General features: G+C 63.9%; 18 protein-coding genes. 16 read left to right on the top strand and 2 right to left on the bottom strand.

Going from position 1 to position 21,251, the window contains the following annotated elements; all coding sequences use genetic code 11:
- Positions 1-204: 204 nt before the first annotated feature.
- Together KIO74_RS09710 and KIO74_RS09705 are read left to right on the top strand one after the other, a co-directional pair.
- A complete protein-coding gene (locus KIO74_RS09710) occupies positions 205-2,199 on the top strand; it encodes a class I SAM-dependent methyltransferase (protein ID WP_249730929.1) in 1,995 nt (664 codons plus the stop codon).
- 4 nt (positions 2,200-2,203) lie between these two features.
- Positions 2,204-4,453, top strand: a complete 2,250-nt coding sequence (locus tag KIO74_RS09705; protein ID WP_213331803.1) for a glycosyltransferase — start codon at positions 2,204-2,206, stop codon at positions 4,451-4,453.
- Between the two features lie 76 nt (positions 4,454-4,529).
- Here KIO74_RS09705 and KIO74_RS09700 read toward each other — a convergent pair whose 3' ends face one another.
- Positions 4,530-5,048 (bottom strand): invasion associated locus B family protein, encoded by a 519-nt coding sequence (locus KIO74_RS09700; RefSeq protein ID WP_213331802.1) that lies wholly within the window; start codon positions 5,046-5,048, stop codon positions 4,530-4,532.
- A 418-nt stretch (positions 5,049-5,466) separates the two neighbouring features.
- Between KIO74_RS09700 and coxB the strand changes: the two genes are divergently transcribed.
- From coxB to KIO74_RS09640, 12 genes are all read left to right on the top strand, one after another.
- Positions 5,467-6,315: a cytochrome c oxidase subunit II gene (gene coxB / locus KIO74_RS09695; protein WP_249730928.1), complete on the top strand. Its 849-nt coding sequence runs from the start codon at positions 5,467-5,469 to the stop codon at positions 6,313-6,315.
- A gap of 57 nt (positions 6,316-6,372) precedes the next feature.
- A complete protein-coding gene (gene ctaD / locus KIO74_RS09690) occupies positions 6,373-7,986 on the top strand; it encodes a cytochrome c oxidase subunit I (protein WP_213331800.1) in 1,614 nt (537 codons plus the stop codon).
- Between the two features lie 143 nt (positions 7,987-8,129).
- Positions 8,130-9,158 (top strand): heme o synthase, encoded by a 1,029-nt coding sequence (locus tag KIO74_RS09685; RefSeq protein WP_213331799.1) that lies wholly within the window; start codon positions 8,130-8,132, stop codon positions 9,156-9,158.
- Entirely contained in the window at positions 9,155-9,439 is a 285-nt protein-coding gene (locus KIO74_RS09680) for a cytochrome c oxidase system small membrane protein (RefSeq protein WP_213336116.1), read from the top strand. Before KIO74_RS09685 ends, KIO74_RS09680 begins: the two co-directional genes overlap by 4 nt.
- 16 nt (positions 9,440-9,455) lie before the next feature.
- A complete protein-coding gene (locus KIO74_RS09675) occupies positions 9,456-10,121 on the top strand; it encodes a cytochrome c oxidase assembly protein (RefSeq protein ID WP_213331798.1) in 666 nt (221 codons plus the stop codon).
- Positions 10,122-10,165: 44 nt separating this feature from the next.
- Positions 10,166-11,014, top strand: coding sequence for a cytochrome c oxidase subunit 3 (locus KIO74_RS09670; protein WP_213331797.1), 849 nt, complete (start codon positions 10,166-10,168; stop codon positions 11,012-11,014).
- A 254-nt stretch (positions 11,015-11,268) separates the two neighbouring features.
- Complete coding sequence (locus tag KIO74_RS09665; protein WP_213331796.1) at positions 11,269-11,643, top strand: DUF983 domain-containing protein; 375 nt, start codon at positions 11,269-11,271, stop codon at positions 11,641-11,643.
- Positions 11,643-12,383: an SURF1 family protein gene (locus KIO74_RS09660; protein ID WP_213331795.1), complete on the top strand. Its 741-nt coding sequence runs from the start codon at positions 11,643-11,645 to the stop codon at positions 12,381-12,383. Before KIO74_RS09665 ends, KIO74_RS09660 begins: the two co-directional genes overlap by 1 nt.
- A gap of 109 nt (positions 12,384-12,492) precedes the next feature.
- Positions 12,493-13,896 (top strand): threonine synthase, encoded by a 1,404-nt coding sequence (gene thrC / locus KIO74_RS09655; RefSeq protein WP_213331794.1) that lies wholly within the window; start codon positions 12,493-12,495, stop codon positions 13,894-13,896.
- A 7-nt stretch (positions 13,897-13,903) separates the two neighbouring features.
- Positions 13,904-15,229 carry a M16 family metallopeptidase gene (locus KIO74_RS09650; RefSeq protein WP_213331793.1) on the top strand — a complete coding sequence of 442 codons (1,326 nt, stop codon included), beginning with the start codon at positions 13,904-13,906 and terminating at the stop codon, positions 15,227-15,229.
- Positions 15,229-15,816 carry a GNAT family N-acetyltransferase gene (locus KIO74_RS09645; RefSeq protein ID WP_213331792.1) on the top strand — a complete coding sequence of 196 codons (588 nt, stop codon included), beginning with the start codon at positions 15,229-15,231 and terminating at the stop codon, positions 15,814-15,816. Before KIO74_RS09650 ends, KIO74_RS09645 begins: the two co-directional genes overlap by 1 nt.
- Positions 15,817-15,931: 115 nt before the next feature.
- Complete coding sequence (locus KIO74_RS09640) at positions 15,932-18,811, top strand: EAL domain-containing protein (RefSeq protein ID WP_249731241.1); 2,880 nt, start codon at positions 15,932-15,934, stop codon at positions 18,809-18,811.
- Positions 18,812-18,889: 78 nt separating this feature from the next.
- Here the strand turns inward: KIO74_RS09640 and KIO74_RS09635 are convergent, their stop codons facing one another.
- On the bottom strand, positions 18,890-19,501 hold the full coding sequence (locus tag KIO74_RS09635) for a YqgE/AlgH family protein (RefSeq protein ID WP_213331790.1): 612 nt from the start codon (positions 19,499-19,501) through the stop codon (positions 18,890-18,892).
- A 256-nt stretch (positions 19,502-19,757) separates the two neighbouring features.
- On the opposite strand from KIO74_RS09635, the gene KIO74_RS09630 reads away from it, so the two are divergent.
- Together KIO74_RS09630 and KIO74_RS09625 are read left to right on the top strand one after the other, a co-directional pair.
- Complete coding sequence (locus tag KIO74_RS09630) at positions 19,758-20,621, top strand: protein-disulfide reductase DsbD domain-containing protein (RefSeq protein ID WP_213331789.1); 864 nt, start codon at positions 19,758-19,760, stop codon at positions 20,619-20,621.
- Positions 20,622-20,719: 98 nt separating this feature from the next.
- Positions 20,720-21,205, top strand: a complete 486-nt coding sequence (locus KIO74_RS09625) for a peroxiredoxin (protein WP_213331788.1) — start codon at positions 20,720-20,722, stop codon at positions 21,203-21,205.
- The last annotated feature ends 46 nt before the right edge of the window (positions 21,206-21,251 follow it).

The following is a 21,251-nucleotide window of genomic DNA, read 5'->3' as shown; positions in this document are numbered from 1 at the left end:
GGTTGGATGCGAACAAAGAGCCATACGCGAGCGCTGTGGTCAAACCACCCCGTGGCCTGCCGCGCGGCACCCGGCTCTCTCCAGGGTGAGGAACGAATATTGAAAAACATCTTGCCATGTCGCGAGCATGTCGTTCATAGTGTATAAATATTTGATCAAAGAATTATTTTCCTTTTTTTCATAAAAATAATTGTGATAGATGACATGAACATCGCCAATAGAAAATATTGGAAAGAAAAGGCTGGGCGCGATTATCAGCGGCAGCAGGCCTACAGGATAGAGACTGGCAATAGCGCTTATAGGCGACAGGAAGATTGGCTCCTGTCATATCTTGAGCAGGAGCGATGCCGGCGAAATCTCGACAGGCCGCTTCGCGTGCTCGACTTCGGTTGCGGGTTTGGCCGACTCGCGGGCCCCATAAGCACCCTGGAGGGCATTGCCTACCACGGCTATGATTTTTCATCGGCCATGGTCGCAGATCTGCTCGCCACGCCGCCACCGGCGCTGGCGGATGTGATTCGAGACCGCGTTCGCGTGGCGGACACAGTCGAGGCTGCTTTTCCCGGCGAATGCTTTGACATCATTTTTACAATCTCGGTCCTGATCCACAACAGCGAGGACCAGGCACGCGAGCTGATCAGCCAGATGGCGGCGCGGCTGGAACGGGAGGGACGTCTCGTCCTCATCGAGAACCGTCTCGTGGCCGCCACGCTCTTTCAGAACAACTGGCATGCGGGCTGCTGGGTTCATGCCTTCGCGGACTATGCCGCTGCATTGTGGGATGTCTCGGTCACCGAAGGTGTCACCGACCAGCATGGAGTCTATATACTTGCTCCACCTGATGAGGGCAGGCAGGGGCGTCTCACCTATCGCAAAGCCTCCGAGCCGCGCGAAAGACCAGTTGATCTCGACCAACTTCACGTACTGGCGCTTCCCAACACCTTGGATCAGCTCAGAAGCCTGCTGAACGGGCTGCCCGATCCGTCAGGAAGCTTCGATAGCGCGGCCCAGGCCCGCGTTCATGATCTCTCCGAGCGCAATGCCCATCTCGAGCGCCTCATCGGCGAGATGAGGGAGGCGCGCGCCACGCGCCAGCGGCTGGATGCGACGCTGGGCGCTACCCTCGGACGGAAGAGGCCCCGCGAAGCGGATGCGCAGCCGAACCAGCAGGGCGCGCTGGTCACGGATAGTGCGTCACCTTTCAGTCTCTGGAACGCCCGGTCTGACACCCGCTATGCCCATGACATTCCTGGCTTCCACCACGTTCTCCACGTCTTTCACAAGGAGTGGTTCGGCATACGGGCTGCTGCCGGTGCGCTGCCGGGTCGGAAGCTCGCTGTGTCGGCAGACCCGGCGAAAGGGCGCGCTCTCCGGGAGACCGTGCACGCTATCCTCGCGGCCGGGCTACAGCGCATCGTTTTCCACGGATTCTCGGACAACACGACCGCCATCGTGGAAAGCCTCGCGAGTCACGGGCTCGCTGATCGGATGTTCCTCGTGCACCACGGCGGGACAACCCAGTGGATCAATAGCCGCGAGCGTCATTACGCTTTTGGCATTATCGACCTCCTGCGAAAGGGTTGCCTGCGCAAGGCGCATTTCATGCGGCCGGGGTTCGACTTTCCCGTCCGCGGACTGTTCAGGCCAATGCTTTTCAATCTGTCCCCGCGCCATGATGCTCCAGACCATCTGCGCGGTGATCCGCGTCCCGCGACGGTCTTTGCTCCCGGCTGGGCCGGCTGGATCAAGAACGTTTCCACGAACATTCTCGGCGCGGCCTTATCGCCGGCGGTCGATGAGATCTGGGTTTATGCGGAGGATCTCGCTTTGCCACCGCCTCTCGACGCGAAGCTGCGGCATCTGACCTTCTGCGGCCGGGAAGACACATTCCGTCGCATGGCGGCGTCGCAGATGTGTCTGAATGCCTCGCTGATCGATTGTCACCCGGTCGTCAATCTCGAGGCCCAGAGCGTTGGCCGGCCCTGCATCCGCGGGCCGCTCTTCCTCGATGCGCTGGAAAACCATCCCTATGTCGGTCTCACCCAGGTCGATGACGTCTCGGGGGCGACACAGGTCAAAGCCGCCATAGAGCGCGTGCTCGACGTTCCCCCGGCGGAGCGTGAACAACTCACGCGTGACTACCAGGCACAAAGCGACGCCATCGCCATCGACCGTTACCGTGAATTCCTGGAGCTCTGAGGCGATGGGTATCTTGGCATTCGTGACTTTCGAGCTTGCGCCGTTCACCCCGGGGGGGATAGGCCGGGTTTTGCACAACATGCTTCTCAGCATGAGCGACGAGGATCGCAACCGCTCCCTCGTCATCCTGGTTGATGCCGATGGTGCGACGGATGGCTTTGCCGAGCTCTTTCCCGGCGTTGGGCTGGTGCGCGTGGATACGGCGCGGCACGAGCCGGGCAGCCAGGCCCGGACGCTCGGCGCGCATGTGGCGCCTCAGACGGTCTACGGACATAGCCCGCATCACTGGCGGTCGGTCGCTGTGCAACAGGCGCTGGCCGAGGCTGCCACGCGTCACGCGTTCGACTATGTCGAGTTCCCGGACTGGGGTGGACTTGGCTTCGCCACCATCCAGGAGCAACGGTTGCGGCGCTTCCTGGACGATGCCGTCATCGCGGTTCGCCTGCATAACGCCCACAGGGGCCTGCTACAGGCTGAAGCGCGGGCGATCTCCCGCAGCGATCTCAATCTCGCGGATATCGAGCGCAAATGCCTGCGCGATTGCGATGTCGTGGTTGGCCAGCTGCGACCCTTCGCGGATATGACGCGCGAGATCTTTGCGCTTGATGCGGTGGACTGGGAGCGGCGTCTTGTCATTCACACGCCGCCGGTGCTGCTCGACGGGCGTGAGCCGGCGCGCGAGACGATACCGCCCGCTTCCAACCAATCGATCCGCTTCACGTCCAAGGTGCAACCCGTCAAGCGGCCGGACCTCTTCGTGCGGGGCGTCGCAGGCTTCATGCGCCGCGATTCCGGCTACACCGGCTCGGCCGCCTTCAACGCCCACGCCTTCGAGCCGGATTACCGCCGCTATATCGACTCGTTGATCCCATCAGACCTCAGGCCTCGCTTCGATGCCGCCGCAAATCCGGGAGACCGCCAACGTCAGGCAATGATCGCGGCAAGCACGGTCGTCGTGCCAAGCGATATCGAGTCCTTCTGCCTCGCGGCTTACGAGGCGTCGCTTCTCGGCGCGCGCGTGGTGCTGAATGGAGCGAATCCGGCTTTCGGGCCTGATACGCCCTGGATCGACGGCGAGAACTGCGTGAAGTTCGACGGCACGGCCCTGGGCCTCACCAACGCGCTGGAGCGTATTCTCTCGCCGTCCCTCCACCTGCGGCCCTTGCAGCCGCCCACGGACCCCTGGCCCTGGGAGAACCCGTCTCCTGTCACTGCCCGAGACGCCGCGACCCGCGAGCCTCTCGTCTCCGTCGTCATCCCTCACTTCAATCTCGGCGCCTATTTGGCGGAAACCATCCGCAGCGTTCTCGATCTTAGCTACGATAACCTCGAGATCGTCGTTGTCGACGACGCGTCGACCGACGAGCACAGCCGTTTCATGATCGGGCAGCTGCGGCGGAAGGAGGATCCGCGGCTGAAGGTCGTCGCGCTGGAGTGTAATCGCGGTTTGGCCAACGCGCGCAACGTCGGTGTCGCCCACGCGGCGGGAGATTACATCCTGACGCTTGATGCGGACGATCTTCTGCACCCCGGCTTTCTGTCGCTCGCGGTCGATGCTCTGGAGCGGAATCCCGAGCATGACTTCGTCGTCCCCCAGGCGGGATATTTCAGGGAAGCCGATGAAATTCCGCTGCCGGGGGAGCCGTCAAATTTTATCGACTACGCGATCTTCACCGGCGAGGCGGTCATCGCGGGCCTTACCGAAAACCGGTTCTCGACCGCGACAGCCGTCTTCAGGAAGACGCTGCTGCAGCGCTTTCCTTATAGGGAGGAGTTGCGCGCCTATGAGGACTGGGATCTCTATCTCAGGCTTTCTCAGGCGGACGTGCGTTGCCTCGTGACCACCGGCGTCTATTTCTACTATCGCCGCCGGGCTGAATCGATGATCGCGCGATGCGAGGCCGATACCAGAACGCGCCCGATGCTCGTCCATGACATGATGCGCGGTGGTGCCGCCGGCAGCTTGCACGACCGTGGCAGGTTCCTGGCGATTTGCGCCGCGGCAACCGCGGAAAGCGAAGCCCGCCAGTTCAAGGAGCAATATCAAACCGTCCGCCTGCCCGAGAGTCGCTTCATGCGGGGCGCGTTGAAGGCGCATGGCTACTGGACGCGTTTGCCGGCGTCTGTGCGATTGATCGCGGGAGGCAGCGTGTTGCTAGCCTGGCGAGGCGCCCGCGGTGTTGTTCGCATCTGGTACCGTCTCCGCCACGGTTTCCCCAGGCGCTCCTGGCCGCGACTGGCCAGGACCTTGTAGGCGGCTCGTCGTCCAGCCCTTCAAAGACGCGATCGGCGGCGGGAACGGATCTCACCGCTATCCCGGCCGGCCGTCGTCAGGGGAGGCTTTCCAGGCCTTTGTCGAAGCCGGACAGCGATACCGGAATGCCGATGCCTTCTTCGGGCGTCTGGAAGACAATGAAGGTCGCGGCCTTGCCGGTTCGGAGCTGATTGGTGAGATTGTCGTCCATGACGACCTCGGCGACGCACCCCGTCGTCAGGCAGCGGACAAAACCAGCGCGGCCGACGTCGGTCTGGTCGATCTTGAGGCCGAGCCCCGCGGGCAGCAGAACACCGAGCGGCGCGACCACGCGCAATAGCCGGCTTTTGTTATCGGCGGTCTTCAGGATGATGACCAGCAGCGTGACATTCGGGCGGTCTTCGGCGGCCACGCTCTGGACGAGGGCGCATTGCTCGTTCTTGGCGCCGGGTGGCACCTCGCAGCGCATCTGCCATTCGCCATAGCTGCCGCGAACCGCGCCCTGCGCCATCGCCGCATTCATCGTACCAATGCCGAGGAGAGAGCTGAGGAACGCGAAACTGGCCAGAATGAGGCGGGCTTTCCAGCGATGCATGTGGAGCGGTTCCCCCTGGGATGCGCTGAGCTGACCAAAACGCGCCTCCGGAGCGAATCGCCTGTGTCTCCGGAGCCGCAATCATGTGCTGTGTTCCGACCACGCCGCTGGCGCGGTGTCAAGAAACACAACCACTGGGGAATGTGACGCGAGCATGGCGAAGAGGCTTGTGAAGCTTTGAAGCGTTCTACACTAAGGTCTGCAAGCATTGTCGATGTTCGCGCTTTTATGCCGCACGAATGGCCGCGCCGAACGACGTTGCACGGAAGGCGCTCTTGTGATTTCTGAGTTGGGTCAAGTAGGTAGGTGGCGTAGAAGCGTAACGCCTGCTCATGGGGGAAGAGCCGTAAGGGGCCTTGCCCGATGGGACGGCGTGCAACGCTTCGCTGGCCATGGGAGCTTCGGACGACCGATGGGAATGGATAGTTTTCGTTTGCGGTTCCTGGCCGCACTAGCCGCTGCGGCTGCGCTTGTCGTGCAGTCGGGAGCGGCCTTTGCGGGTGTCGGCCAGCCATCTCCGTGGCAGATGGGGCTGCAGGTTCCCGTCACCGAAGTCGCCGATTTCATGCACTGGTTCCACGACGGGTTGCTGTGGATCATCAGCATCATCGTTCTGTTCGTGCTCGGCCTGATCATTTACGTGGGCTACCGCTTCAACGAGAAGCGCAACCCCGTTCCATCGAAGACGACGCACAACGCGCTGCTGGAAGTGGCCTGGACCATTATCCCCGTGCTCATTCTCGTCGTCATCGCGGTGCCGTCCTTCCGGCTGCTGCGCCTCCAGCTGGTGACGCCGCCGGCCGATATCACCATCAAGGCGACTGGCCATCAGTGGTACTGGTCCTATGAATATCCTGAGGATCAGAACGGCGGCTTCAGCTTTGATTCCAACATGGATGCCAACGGCCAGCCGCGTCTCCTCGCGGTGGACAACGAGGTCGTTCTGCCTGTCGGCAAGACCGTCCGCGTCCAGGTGACTGCCGCTGATGTGATCCACGCCTTCGCGATGCCCTCATTCGGCCTCAAGATCGACGCCATCCCCGGCCGCCTCAACGAGACGTGGTTCAAGGCCGAGAAGGAAGGTATTTTCTATGGCCAGTGCTCGCTGATCTGCGGCCAGAACCACGCCTTCATGCCGATCGCGATTCGCATCGTCAGCGAGCAGCAGTACGCTGCGTGGCTGACGGAGGCGAAGCAGAAATTCGCTTCGACCGGCAAGGCCCCCCTGGCGGTGGCTTCGCGGACTGAAGTACTGAGCGCGGAATAAGAGAGACTGAGCGCCCCCAAGGGAGGCGCCCCCTAGAAGATGGACGGAGTAAGCTCAATGGCTTCGACGGCGGCGCAGGCGCACGACGGTCATGCCTACCCAACGGGATGGCGGCGGTGGGTGCTATCCACCAACCACAAGGACATCGGCACGCTTTACCTGCTCTTCGCTCTCGGCGGTGGGATCATTGGTGGGTTCCTGTCGATCCTGATGCGTATCGAGCTGCAGGAGCCCGGGCTGCAGATATTTGCCAACGGTCAGGCCTACAACGTCGTGGTTACGGGCCACGGCCTGATCATGGTGTTCTTCGTGGTCATGCCGGCGTTGATCGGCGGGTTCGGCAACTGGTTCGTCCCGATCATGATCGGCGCGCCGGACATGGCCTTCCCGCGCATGAACAACATTTCGTACTGGCTCACGGTAGCCGGCTTCAGCCTGCTTGTGATCTCGCTGTTCGTGGAGGGCGCGCCGGGCACGGCGGGCTTCGGCGGCGGCTGGACGGTCTATCCGCCGCTGTCCGTTTCGGGGCATCCCGGGCCGGCGCTTGATTTCGGCATCCTGGCTCTCCATCTGGCCGGCGCATCGTCGATCCTCGGCGCTATCAATTTCATCACCACCATTCTCAACATGCGCGCGCCGGGCATGACGCTGCACAAGATGCCGCTCTTCGCCTGGGCCGTGCTGGTGACGGCGTTCCTGCTGCTTCTCTCGCTGCCGGTTCTCGCTGGCGCCATCACCATGCTGCTGACAGACCGCAACTTCGGGACAACCTTCTTCGATCCGTCGGGAGGTGGTGATCCCGTGCTGTACCAGCATCTGTTCTGGTTCTTCGGGCATCCGGAAGTGTACATCATGATCCTGCCGGCCTTCGGCGCGATCAGCCACATCATCTCGACCTTCGCCCGCAAGCCAATCTTCGGCTATCTCGGCATGGCCTATGCCATGGTGGCGATCGGCGTCGTCGGTTTCATCGTGTGGGCGCACCACATGTATACGGTTGGCCTGTCGCTCGACACGCAGCGCTACTTCGTGTTCGCGACGATGGTCATCGCGGTGCCGACGGGTATCAAGATCTTCTCGTGGATCGCGACGATGTGGGGCGGTTCGATCCGCTTCACCGCTCCGATGATCTGGGCCATCGGCTTCGTGTTCCTGTTCACGGTCGGCGGCGTCACCGGCGTCGTGCTGGCCAACGCCGGCATCGATCGCGAGCTGCACAACACCTACTACGTGGTCGCGCATTTCCACTACGTGCTGTCGCTCGGCGCTGTCTTCGGCATCTTCGCGAGCTGGTACTACTGGTTCCCGAAGATGACGGGCTACATCTGCCCGGACTGGATCGGCAAGCTCCACTTCTGGCTCGCCTTCATCGGCGCGAACGTCCTGTTCTTCCCGATGCATTTCCTCGGTCTCGCCGGCATGCCGCGCCACTATGTCGACTATCCCAACGCTTATGCGGGTTGGCATTATGTGGCGTCGATTGGCTCCTACATCTTCGCATTCAGCCTTCTCGTCTTCTTCTATGGCGTGTTCGTTGCCTTCGCCCGCAAGGAACGCGCGGCGGATAATCCGTGGGGCGAGGGTGCGACGACGCTGGAATGGACGCTGTCGTCGCCGCCTCCCTTCCATCAGTTCGAGACCTTGCCTCGTATCACGGGGTCGAGCCACTGAGCGAAATGGGACGCGCGGCGGGGAGGACTCGCCGCCGCATGCCCACTGTGTGATAAGGTCCCGCCGACTGCCCGGGCAGTCGGCACCGTTGAAACAAGATGAGGTCTCAGGGCCGGCCTGTGCCGGCCCTCGGGTTTGGCAATATGGCAGTTGTGAGGGACGAGTTCGTGAAGGCCGGTGGCGCTGCAGTTTCAGGCGATACGCATGGTGCGGCGCTCTCGACGATGTCGACGGGCGAGATCCGTGATTTCGTCAGCCTGCTCAAGCCGCGGGTCATGTCTCTTGTCGTCTTCACGGCCCTGGTCGGCCTGATCGTGACGCCTGGCCACGTCAATCCCGTACTCGGTTTCGTGTCCATCCTGGCGATCGCAATCGGCGCCGGCGCGTCCGGTTGCCTCAACATGTGGTGGGACGCCGATATCGACGCCGTGATGTCGCGGACCCGCGACCGGCCGATCCCGGCAGGACGCATCATGCCGGGCGAAGCGCTATCCTTCGGGATGATGCTGGCGGGCGGTTCGGTGGTCGTGCTGGGGCTCGCCTCGAACTGGTTCGCCGCCGCCTTCCTCGCTTTCACGATCTTCTTCTACGCCGTCGTCTATTCGATGTGGCTGAAGCGCTCGACCCCCCAGAACATCGTGATCGGCGGGGCCGCGGGCGCATTCCCGCCGATGATCGGTGAGGCGGTCGTCACGGGGCAGGTCAGCCTGGATGGGCTGGCGCTGTTCCTCATCATCTTCCTCTGGACGCCGCCGCATTTCTGGGCGCTCGCGCTGGTGAAGTCCGAGGACTACGCGCGGGCTGGGATCCCGATGCTGCCGAATGTGGCTGGCCCGGATGCGACGCGTTTCCAGATCCTCCTGTATACGCTCATACTCGTGCCCTGCGGCATGCTGCCCTTCATCCTCGGCTTCGGTGGCGCGGTCTATGCGGTGATCGCCGCGATCAGCGGCGCGGCCATGTTCGTGCTGGCCTGGCGGGTTTACCGGCATCGCGTCGAACCGGTCGCCACGCGCGCAGCCTATCAGCTGTTCGCCTTCTCGATTGTCTATCTCTTTCTTCTGTTTGCAACGCTTCTGGTCGAGCACCTGTTCGGCCTTGGTGGGCGTGCGAGCCTGGACCTCCCGCGTGTCGTCGAGCTCTGGCAGTGGGTGGCGGGGAGCCTGTCATGAGCGCCGGTGCCAAGCCTGCAGATACCAAGCCTGCCAATACCAAGCCTGCCAATACCAAGTCCGCGGCAAAGAATGGCTCGAAGCAGACGCCGTCCGCCTCGAAACGTCTGGCTGGCAAGGCGAGCAAGGAAGACGACGGCATTGTGCTGAGCCCGGCCGAGTTGCGCCGTCGGCGGACCCGCAATATCGCCATCGCCCTGACGCTCGGCGCGCTCGTGATCCTGTTCTACGTCATGACGCTCGCGCGCCTCGGTTCCAACGTCATGAACCGGCCGCTGTGATGGAGGGAGGACGCTGATGACCACGCCCGCCGATCCCAGCACCACAGCGCCGGTACTCGCATACACGCCAGAGGAAAAAGAGGCGCGTCGCGTTGCGGCCCAGCGTGCGGCGCGGCGGACCGCCGTCGTCTGCTGCGGCGTGGTGGCTGTGATGACGGGTCTGTCGTTTGCGGCCGTTCCTCTTTATGACCTTTTTTGTCGCGTCACCGGCTTCGGCGGCACGCCCCGTGTGGGAACCGGGCCAGCCGATACCGTGAGTGACCGCGGCATGTCCGTCCGTTTCGACGCGAACACGTCGCAGGGCGTCTCCTGGCAATTCAAGCCGGAGGTCCGCACCGTCGACGTCAAGCTCGGCGAGACGAAGACCGTCTTCTACAAGATCGCCAATACCTCGACCCGCCCCACGACGGGCATCGCGAGCTTCAATGTTCAGCCGGATCTCGCGGGCGCCTATTTCGTGAAAATCCAGTGCTTCTGCTTTACGGAGCAGACTTTGCAGCCGGGTGAGGTCATCGAGGCTCCGGTCGTCTTTTATGTCGACCCCGCCCTCGCCAAGGACCGCAATCTGCGCGATCTGTCCACGATCACGCTGTCTTACACCATGTTCCCTTCCAAGGATGGCGCTCCGCTGGCCAACGCCGAGGGCGACAAGGGTAAGGGTAACGACAAGTCACAACTGTGAGGGCGCCGGCCCCACGCTCGAACGAGGCACCGGAGATCTAGGTCATGGCTGAGGCGCACGCCAAGCATCACGATTATCACTTGGTCAACCCGAGCCCGTGGCCTTTCATCGGCTCCTTCGGCGCTTTCATCATGGCTGTGGGCGCCGTGATGTGGATGAAGAACATGGCGGTGGGCGGCCTGCACGCCGGACCGCTGGTCTTCGGTTTCGGGCTTATCGCCGTACTCTACACGATGCTCTCGTGGTGGACGGACGTCGTCCATGAGGCCAACACCGGTGACCACACGCGCGTGGTGCAGCTGCATCACCGTTACGGGATGATGATGTTCATCGCCTCGGAGGTGATGTTCTTCGTTGCCTGGTTCTGGGCCTATTTCGACGCGAGCCTGTTCCCCCACGAGGCGATTCAGTTTGCCCGTGCGGAATTCACGGGAGGTGTCTGGCCGCCGAAGGGCATCGAGACCTTCGATCCCTGGCATTTGCCGCTCTTCAACACGCTCATCCTGCTGACGTCGGGCACGACCGTGACCTGGGCGCACCATGCCATGATCCATGGGGATCGGGATGGCGTGAAGCAGGCGCTGTGGCTCACGGTGGCGCTCGGGCTTCTCTTCAGCTTTGTCCAGGCGGTCGAGTACAGCCACGCGGCGTTCGGCTTCTCCGGGAACATCTATGGCGCCACCTTCTTCATGGCGACCGGCTTCCACGGCTTCCACGTCATCATCGGCACGATCTTCCTGGCGGTCTGCCTTTACCGGATGTACCTCGGCCATTTCACGCCGCAGCAGCATCTCGGCTTCGAGTTCGCGGCCTGGTACTGGCATTTCGTCGACGTCGTGTGGCTTTTCCTGTTCGCGGCGATCTATGTCTGGGGTGCTGGCCCGAGCCATTGACCGGCGGCGAGGGTCTTGAATCGGACAGTACGCCTGGCCCTTCGTCGGGGGTCTTGTTCGCCTCGGGATGGCGCGGAGTTCCCAAGTCTGAGGCGATAGAAGCACAGCCGGGCCGGTTCTGATCCGGTACCGCGTGGCGGGCGGGTCAGTCATTGGCAAAGGCGCGGCCGCCTCGCGGGCCGCGCCTTTGCCGCATTCAGGGCCGCGCAGGGACCATCGCGAGGGACAATGGACCATCACGAAGGAAGCACGTCATGAGCGATCAGGACTATCCTCCGCAGTCGCCGATTGCGACGGGTCTTGCCGGATGTTGCCCGCGCTGCGGCCAGGGGAAGCTGTTCAATGGCTTCATCGCGCTGAAGCCCCGGTGTGAAGCCTGCGGGCTTGACTACAGCTTCGCCGACTCCGCCGACGGCCCGGCCGTATTCATCATGCTGATCGGCGGTTTCATCGTCTGCGGTCTGGCGCTCTGGCTGGAGGTGTCCTACGAGCCGCCATGGTGGGTGCATCTTTTCACCACCCTGCCGGTCGCGCTCATCGTGTGCCTCGGCCTGTTGCGTCCGTTCAAGGGCGTGATGGTGGCGCTTCAATACCATAACAAGGCTGAGGAAGGACGGTTGGAGCGCTGATGAGCCGTTTCCGGCAACTGCTTGTTCCCGGCCTGTGCACCCTGGTCGCACTTGCCATCCTGCTCGGACTTGGCTTCTGGCAGGTGGAGCGTCTTCAATGGAAGGAAGAGCTGATCAGCCGGATCAGCGCGCGCATCCATGACGCGCCGGTCGCATTGCCGCCGGAATCGGCCTGGGCTGGCTGGTCGGCGGCGCAGGATGAATATCGGCCGGTCAGGGCCGAGGGCCGCTTCCTCAACGACAAGACCGTTTATGTGACAGCGAACGCGGAGCTGCGCCCCAAGGGTGGCGCAACGCTCGGCTATATGGTGCTGACGCCGCTCGCGCTTGCGGATGGTGGCGTTGTCATTGTCAATCGCGGCTTCGTCCCACGGGAATTGCGCGACAGTGTGCAACTCGACGCGAACGCCGCCACGGTCCCGGTTGCCGTCACCGGCCTCCTGCGCGCGCCACAGGAGCAGGGGTGGTTCGTGCCGGAGGACCGACCCTCGCGGGATGATCCTACACAGGGGGACTGGTTCACGCGGGACCCCGTTCGCATCGGCGCCTCCCTCGGGCTGGAGCGTGTCGCGCCGTTCCTCATCGATGAGGCGTTGGTGGAAGGCGGGCCGGCCTGGCCGCGCGGGGGACTGACAGTCCTCACCTTCCCGAACCGCCATCTCGAATATGCGCTGACCTGGTTTGGCCTGGCGGCCACGCTCGTCGCCGTGTTCCTCGCGTGGGCGCTGCGGCGCCGATAGCCCGGGTGATCGCCGTGAACGACCTCGCGGAGATCGCTGAAACGTAAGACTTTCTTGTCTCACGAATGACACGGGCGTAGTGTCCGGCGAGTGTTCGAGGAGACGGATTTTGCTGCATGTGTCGACCCGGGGCGAAGCACCCGTCATCGGTTTCACGGAAGCCTTGCTTGCCGGCCTCGCGCGTGACGGCGGCCTTTATGTACCTGAGAACTGGCCGGCCCTGTCGGGGCAAGAGATCGCGGGTTTCGCGGGTCGCACCTATGAGGATATTGCAGCGACGGTTGTCGGCCGCCTGACGGACGGAGACATGCCGGACGACGTTCTGGCGGGCATGATCAACGACGCCTATGCCACGTTCCGACACCCGGCCGTCTGCCCGCTTGTGCAGCTCGATGACAACCTCTTCGTGCTGGAGCTGTTCCACGGCCCGACACTCGCCTTCAAGGACGTGGCCATGCAGCTCCTCGGCCGCATGATGGACCACGTGCTGAAGGCACGCGGCGAACGCGCGACCATCGTGGGAGCGACCTCCGGCGACACCGGTTCGGCCGCGATCGAGGCCTTCCGCGGGCTCGATCGGGTTGACGTGTTCATCCTCTACCCGCACGGGCGCGTATCCGAGGTCCAGCGGCGACAGATGACCACGGTCGATGCGCCGAATGTCCACGCCATCGCCGTGGAGGGCACGTTCGATGATTGCCAGGCGATCCTGAAGGGGCTCTTCAACAACCACGCTTTCCGGGACGCATTGAAGCTCTCGGGGGTCAATTCCATCAACTGGGCGCGCATCGTCGCCCAGACGGTCTATTACTTCACGGCGGGCGTCAGCCTCGGCGCGCCGCACCGTCCGGTCGCCTTCAGCGTGCCGACGGGGAATTTCGGCGATGTGTTCGCCGGCTATGCCGCCAAGCGCATGGGATTGCCGATCGCCGGTTTCACCATAGCCACCAATGCCAATGACATTCTGGCGCGCACGCTGGCAACGGGCAGCTACACGGTAACGGGCGTCAAGCCGACATCCTCGCCGTCCATGGATATCCAGGTGTCGTCCAATTTCGAACGCCTCCTGTACGACGCCTGCGGGCGCGATGCGGCTGAGGTGCGCCGCCTGATGGCGCATCTCGCGCAGGCTGGCTCGTTCACCATCGGCGACCGGCCGCTTGCCGCCATCCGATCGGAGTTCGGCGCCGAGGCGGTGTCGGAGGAGGAGACCAGCGCAGAGATCGCGCGGACATGGAAGACGACGGGCTACCTCACCGATCCGCATACGGCGGTCGCGCTCGCGGCCGCGCGGCGTGTGCAGCCCACGGATCCCTCGGTGCCCATGGTGGCGCTGTCGACGGCCCATCCTGCCAAGTTCCCGGATGCCGTGGAGCGGGCTTCTGGCGTTCGTCCGCCGCTTCCCGAGCACCTGGCCGATCTCCTTGGTGGGCGCGAGCATTTCACCGTCGTGGCAAATGATGCATCCGCCATCGAGGCCTTCATTCGCGATCGCGCGCGAGCCCTGCAGTGAGCGACGCATGAGCCTGCGCTCCCCGCCGCAGATCGATACCAACGTCCGTGTCACGACCCTCGCCAGCGGGCTCAGGGTCGCGACCGAGCACTTTCCGCATGTGGCGACAGCGGCGGTCGGGGTGTGGGTCGGCACGGGCTCGCGACATGAAGGGGCGAGCGAGCATGGCCTGTCCCATCTGCTGGAGCACATGGCCTTCAAGGGCACGCGCCGACGCTCCGCGCGCGCCATCGCCGAGGCGATCGAGGCGGTCGGCGGCGACCTCAACGCCGAGACAGGCATCGAGCACACCGCCTATACCGCGCGTGTCATGGCGGGTGATGTCGACCTCGCGCTCGACATCCTCGCCGACATCATCATCGATTCCGTGATCGACGCCGCCGAGCTCGAACGTGAGAAAGCGGTCATTCTCCAGGAGATCGGGGCCGTCGAGGATACCCCTGACGATCTCATCAATGATCTGTTCCTGGAGGGCGCTTTCACCGGCCAGCCGCTCGGCCGGCCAATCCTTGGCACGCCGGCGACGGTCGCCAGTTTCGATCCTGATGCGGTAAAGCGCTTTCTGACGCGCGAATATCGCGCCGGCCGGATGGTCGTCGCGGCGGCGGGCGCCGTTGACCATGAGGCCATCGTCGCTTCCGTCGAACGGCTGTTCGCCGCCCTGCCGCCCGGCCGCGCTGCGGCGCCCGCGCCCGCGCAGTATCGGGGCGGCACGGAGGTCCGGCTCGATCGCGATCTCGAGCAAGTGCACCTGCTCATCGGCTTCGCCGGCGCATCCTTTCTCGACGAGGCGTTCTATCCGCTGCAGGTCTTCGCCAATCTCCTCGGCGGGGGCATGTCGTCGCGCCTGTTCCAGGAGGTGCGGGAGGCGCGTGGCCTTGCCTATGCGGTGGAGGCCTTCCATTGGTCCTTCGCGGATGCGGGCGTGTTCGGCCTGTCGGCGGCGACTGCCCCGGAGGATCTGGCGGAGCTGATGCCCGTCGCGCTCGATTGTCTGCGCGAGGCCACCGACAACGCCACCGAGGTGGAGATCGCGCGGGCCAAGGCCCAGCTTCGCGTCGCCCATTTCACCGCGCTCGAGTCACCGGCGAGCCGCGTCGAGCAGATTGCCCGGCAGCTCATCGCACTTGATCGCGTCATCCCCAGCGCCGAGGTCGTCTCCCGGCTTGAGGCGGTCACGGCGGCGGATGTGCGCAAGGCGGCCACCGCTCTCACGGCCTCGTCCCCGATCCTGGCGGCAATCGGCGCGCTTGAGGGGCTGCCACCGCTGGGGAGAATAGCAGAACGGCTGTTCCCCGCCGCGGCTGCCGACGGTTCGCTTGGAGAGAGGTGATGGTGATCTTCCGCTTTGCGCCGATCCACGAACCGCCACCGGCGATCAGAGGCGACGGGGTCTATCTCCGAGTTCCGCAGATGTCGGACCACGCGGCCTGGGCGGCGCTGCGTGAGGAGAGCCGGGCCTTCCTGGAGCCATGGGAGCCGATCTGGCCACCGGACGACCTGACGAAGGCCGCCTTTCGTCGGCGCGTGCGGCGCTACCAGGATGACCTGCGCCGGGATGTCGCCTATCCCTTCCCCTTGTTCCGAGAGGGGGACGACGCGCTCCTCGGCGGCTTGACCTTGGGCTTGGTGCGTCGCGGCGTCGCGCAGGCCTGCACGCTCGGTTATTGGGTGGGCATGCGTCATGCCCGAAAAGGCTATATGCTGCGGGGAGTTAAGGCCGCACTCCGCTTTGCCTTCATCGATCTGGGACTGCAGCGGGTCGAGGCCGCGTGCCTGCCGAGCAACATGGCGTCGATCGGGCTTCTTGAAAAAGCCGGTTTTCAGCGGGAGGGCTATGCGCGGCGATATCTGTGTATCGCCGGTGTATGGCAAGATCATCTTCTCTTCGCCTGTCTCAAAGATGACCTCGTCCTCTGAACCCGGCCGCTTCTCGACAAAATGGGGATGGCGCGTCGGTTCGCCTTGCGTAGGCTTGGCTGCACGGGTACGAGTGAAATATGAGCCGGGCGCCTATCCGCATGAGAGTTCTGCGTTGCGTGTGATCCGCGTTCTCACCCTCATTGTCTGCAGCTTGTGGCTCGCTTTGGCAGCGTCGCCCGCCAGCGCTGTGGAGGCTGTCAGGGTGACGCTCGATGCGGCGGCGGTCGATCTGACTCCCGTCGTCGAGCACTACAAGTCCGAGGGCGACCTTATCCAGATTTCGACGGCGCCGGGGCCAGACGGCATCGTGCGCCGCATTGCGGTGAAGGCGCGCGAGGGCGGCACGCGGCCGGACTGGATCGTCTTCGCGCTTACCAACGACACCGACGAGCAGATCGACAGGCTCCTGGTGGCGCCGCACTACCGCCTCGTCGGCTCGGGCGTCGTCTGGCCGGATCTCGGTTCCTCGCGCATCGCCGCCATCACCGCGAGCCAGGGCATCCGGCCGGAGCGGGAGGACAGCTCCGACGCGGACATCTTCACGGTCACGCTCGATCCCGGCACCACGGTGACCTTCGTCGCCGAACTCAACACGTCCAACCTGCCGCAGCTCTATCTGTGGGAACCGGAGGCCTACAAGCACAAGGTCAACGGGCTAACCCTCTACAAGGGCATCATCATTGGCATCGCCGGCCTGCTCGCGCTGTTCCTGACGGTCGTCTTCGTGGTGAAGGGCGCGGTGATCTTCCCGGCGGCCGCGGCGCTCGCGTGGGCCGTTCTGGCTTATGCCTGCATCGATTTCGGCTTTTTCCAGCAGATCTTTCCGATCGCGGCGGCGACGGAGCGCATCTACCGCGCTGCGGCGGAGGCGGTGCTCGCGGCGACGCTCCTCGTCTTCCTTTTCGCCTATCTCAATCTCAGTCGCTGGCACGTCCGCTACAGCCACGTCACGCTGTTCTGGCTGCTCTTTCTCGGTGCCCTCGTCGGCCTGGCGGTCTTCGATGCGCCGATCGCCGCCGGTGTCGCGCGCATATCGATCGCGGCCATCGCCGCTGTCGGTTTCGCGCTGGTGGTCCATCTCGCGAGCCATGGCTATGACCGCGCGGTGATGCTCATCCCGGCTTGGTTGCTGCTGCTGGTCTGGGTCGCCGCCACGAGCTTCACGGTTCTCGGCGAGCTGTCGCGGGATCTGGTGCCGCCAGCGCTCATCGGCGGCCTCGTCCTCATCGTCCTGCTCATCGGCTTCACGGTCATGCAGCATGCCTTTGCCGGCGGCGCTCTCGCGCAGGGCCTCGTCAGCGACAGTGAGCGAAAGGCGCTGGCGATCGCGGGATCCGGCGACATCGTCTTCGATTGGGACGTGTCCGCCGACCGCATCTTCGTGAGCAACGAGGTCGAGCAGCTTCTGTCGCTGCGCCGCGGCAGTCTGGAGGGGCCGGCCTCGGCTTGGCTCGACATCATCCACCCCTTCGATGCCGACCGCTACCGGGCGACGCTCGATGCCGTTCTGGAGCAGAAGCGCGGTCGCATCGCGCTCGATTTCCGGCTGCGGGCCGCGAACGGGCAGTATTTCTGGTTCAATCTGAAAGCCCGACCGGTGGTCGGCAGCGACAACGAGGTGATCCGCGTCGTCGGCACGCTGAGCGATGTCACCGAGCATCGCAACGCCGAGGAGCGGTTGCTGCACGACGCGGTGCACGACAATCTCACGGGCCTCCCGAACCGTGAACTGTTCCACGACCGGCTCGACAGCGCGCTCGTGCTGAGCCGCCGTGGCGGAATCATCCGCCCGACGGTCATCGTCGTCGATATCGATCGCTTCAAGGCGGTCAACGAATCCGTCGGTCTTTCGGCGGGAGATGCCATCCTGTTGACGCTGTCGCGCCGCCTTGGACGGCTGCTTCGGCCTCAGGACAGTCTCGCGCGGATCTCGGGTGACGAGCTTGCCCTGATCCTGGTGTCGGAACGCGAGTCCGACCGCATCATCGCCTTCGCCGATATGATCCGGCGCGCGGTGACGACACCTGTCACCTTCGCCGAGCGCGAGATCTTCCTGACGGCTTCCATCGGCATCGCCCTGCACGACTCGCAGGACGACGTGAAGGGCGAGGAGATGCTGCGCAACGCCGAGATCGCGATGATCCACGCCAAGCGTCAAGGTGGGGATCGGATCGAGGTGTTCCGGCCCGGCATGCGCGGGCAGGGCACGGACAAGCTGGCCATCGAGAGCGACCTGCGCCGGGCGCTCGAGCGTGGTGAGATGAAAGTCTATTTCCAGCCGATCGTCCGGCTGGAGGATCGGACGATCGCGGGCTTCGAGACCCTTCTGCGATGGGACCATCCGCGCCAGGGCCGGCTGATGCCGCACGACTTCATCCCCATTGCGGAAGAAAGCGGGCTGATCGCGGAACTCGGCGCCTTCGCGCTGGAGTGCACGGCGCGCGAACTCTCCGTCTGGCAACGCGCCCTCGAAGTGCATCCGCCGATCTTCGCCAGCGTCAATATCTCCAGCCGCCAGTTGCTGCGGCACGACCTCCTGCATGACGTGAAGACGGTGCTTGCCCGCACGCCGGTGGAGCCGGGCTCGCTCAAGCTCGAGCTCACCGAAAGCCTGGTCATGGAGAACCCGGAATATGCCGCGCAGATGATGTCGCGCATCCGTGATCTCGGGGCAGGGCTCTCCCTCGACGATTTCGGGACAGGCTATTCCGCGCTGTCCTACCTCCAGCGCTTCCCCTTCGACACCATCAAGATCGACCAGTCCTTCGTGCGCCAACTCGGCAACGGAACACGTCCCGTCATTCTGCGCGCGATCATCTCGCTCGCCCATGATCTCGGCATGGAAGTGGTCGCGGAGGGCGCGGAGAACGAGTCCGATGCGGTCGAGCTCGCGCAGCTCGGCTGCGAATATGCTCAGGGTTTTGCCTTCGGCGAGCCGATGACAGCCCATGACGCGCGCCGCCTGGTGGGTGCGGCGCCCGAAGCCGCCTGAGGCGGTTCGAGGCGGCGTTCACTCTCATAGCCGTCGGTCTTGAAACCAATGGCTGGAGGCCTTCGGGCCTGCTGGCCGCTACGCGTGCCCGGCCTGGCCGGAGAGCATGCCGGGTTCGATGCCCAGACTGCGCAAGGCAAGGTCGTATCGGCTTTCTATGGACGCTCCGAACAGAAGATCGAGGTCCGCCGGACCATTCAGCCAGCCGTTGGCCTGTATCTCGCTTTCGAGCTGACCAGGAGACCAGCCGGAATAGCCGAGCGCGAGCATGGCGCTCGATGGCCCCTCGCCGCGTGCGATTGCCTTCAAAATGTCGACAGTCGCCGTTAGGCAGATGCCATCGTCGATCGACAACGTTGAGTTGTCGATGAAGAAGTCATCGGAATGCAGCACGAACCCACGTCCCGTCTCAACGGGTCCGCCACGCAGAACCTGGATATGTTCCGCACGGGTCGGCAGCCGGATCACGTCCTCAGGGGGGATGATGTCAAGCTGCACCAGCACGTCGGGAAAGCTCAGGTCCGGGGCGGGGCGGTTCACGATGATGCCCATGGCGCCTTCCTCGGAATGCGCGCAGACATAGATCACGCTCCGCGCGAAACGCTCGTCGCTCATTCCGGGCATGGCGATGAGCAGCTGCCCGTCGAGATAGCCGCCCATGTCGTCGTTCGTTGGCTGCACAGATCGCATCAAGGGGTCCTTTTCGCCTATGCTACGACCATAGGTACGCTTTTCAACGCTTTTCGCATCGATCGAGTTTCTAGCCTTCACAGAGAATTGGCTCGTATCCGGAGAATCCCGGCTATACAGAATTTCGGGGATATCGCGTTTGCCCGTATCGATAAGGCGGAGTTCGCATTCGGTGGCATGGCTTGGGTCATGCTGGGGCCGGGGAGGGGACCTTGGCTGAGGTGGCCGTTGGCATGCAAAGGATTGTGAGCGACATATGAGCAGGTTTGCCCCTCTGGCGTCTGCCTCAATCGTCTGGATAGGCCTTCTGGCAAATGCGATGGCGCAGGATGCGGTCTGGCGTCCGGTCGCCAAGGCCCCCATGCATTCCACGGTCAGGCTGGACCCCGTGGCGATTCCGCCAGACAGCCCCAATCGCGAGGTGATCGTCGATATCGCCCTGCAGCCCGGGTACAAGACCTACTGGCGCACACCGGGTGATTCGGGGGTTCCGCCCACGTTCGATTGGTCGAAGTCCGAGAACCTCGGCGCCGTGACCATCAAATGGCCGGCACCGAAATGGTTCTTCGACGGCAGCGGTTATGCCATCGGTTATGGGGGCCGTGCCCGCTTTCCCGTTTCGGTGGTGGCGCAGGACAAGGACAAGCCGGTCGTTCTGAAGCTCAACCTCGACTACGCCGTTTGCAAGGACATCTGTATTCCGGCGAAGGCAGAGGCGAGCCTCCGTCTGCCCGCGGCCAGCGAGGCCGTGTCGCTGCCTTTGGCGGACCCCTTCGCCGGTAACATTCCACGCCGTGTCGGGCTTGGCGAGGCGGTGGACGGCATCGCCATCGCCGCCGTCGAGGGCCCGGTCAAAGCCCTGGTCGTCAAGGCGCGCATTCCGCAGCAGGAAGGCAGCCCGGTGGAAGGCAATCTCTTCGTGGAAGGGCCGGATGGCTGGCTCTTCGGCAGGCCGGAGCGCGAGGCGCTGGAGGGCGGCGAGTTTCGCTTCAGCGTGCCATTGAGCGACAAGCCGAAACACATCTCCGCCACCAAGATTCCCTTGTTGCTGACCCTGGTGGTCGGGGGCCGGTCCATCGAGGTGGTCTCCGACCTCGACGTCAGCGCCATTGCGCGGTAACTGATGGTCCGGCGCGTTTCGCGCGTGCCGGGTCCCGCGTTCTGATGGGGCCGCCGTTTTACGCCCGCCAGGGTGTTCATGATCAGGAGTTCCATCGCATGGCCATCAAAGTCGGTGATCCGCTACCCCAGGTGACCTTCCGCATCCCCACGTCGGATGGCCCGGCGGCCAAGACCACGGATGACCTTTTCAAGGGGCGGCGGGTTGTGCTGTTTGCCGTGCCGGGCGCCTTCACGCCCACTTGCAACAACAACCATCTCCCCGGCTTCCTGGCCAAGGCCTCCGAAATCAGGGCCAAGGGTATCGATGCGATCCTCGTCACCGCGGTGAACGACGTGTTCGTGATGGGCGCCTGGGCGAAGGCGACCGGCGCCGAAGGCACCATCGAGTTTCTCTCGGACGGCAGCGCGGAATTCGCGACCGCCATCGGGCTTGCTTTCGATGGCAAGGGCTTCGGCCTCGGCACCCGCTCCCAGCGCTATTCGATGGTGGTGAACGACGGTGTCGTCGAGCAGCTCAATGTCGAGGAAACGGCCAGCAAGGCCGAGGTTTCCGGCGCCGAGGCGCTGCTCGCCAAGCTCTGACGCGCTTTTGATCCGCAAGCCTCCGGATGATGTCCGGGGGCTTTTC

It is taken from the genome of Chelatococcus sp. HY11 (assembly GCF_018398335.1).
GTDB lineage: Bacteria > Pseudomonadota > Alphaproteobacteria > Rhizobiales > Beijerinckiaceae > Chelatococcus.
Note: the sequence above shows the minus strand (reverse complement) of the source record. Positions and strands in the feature narration are given on the sequence as shown.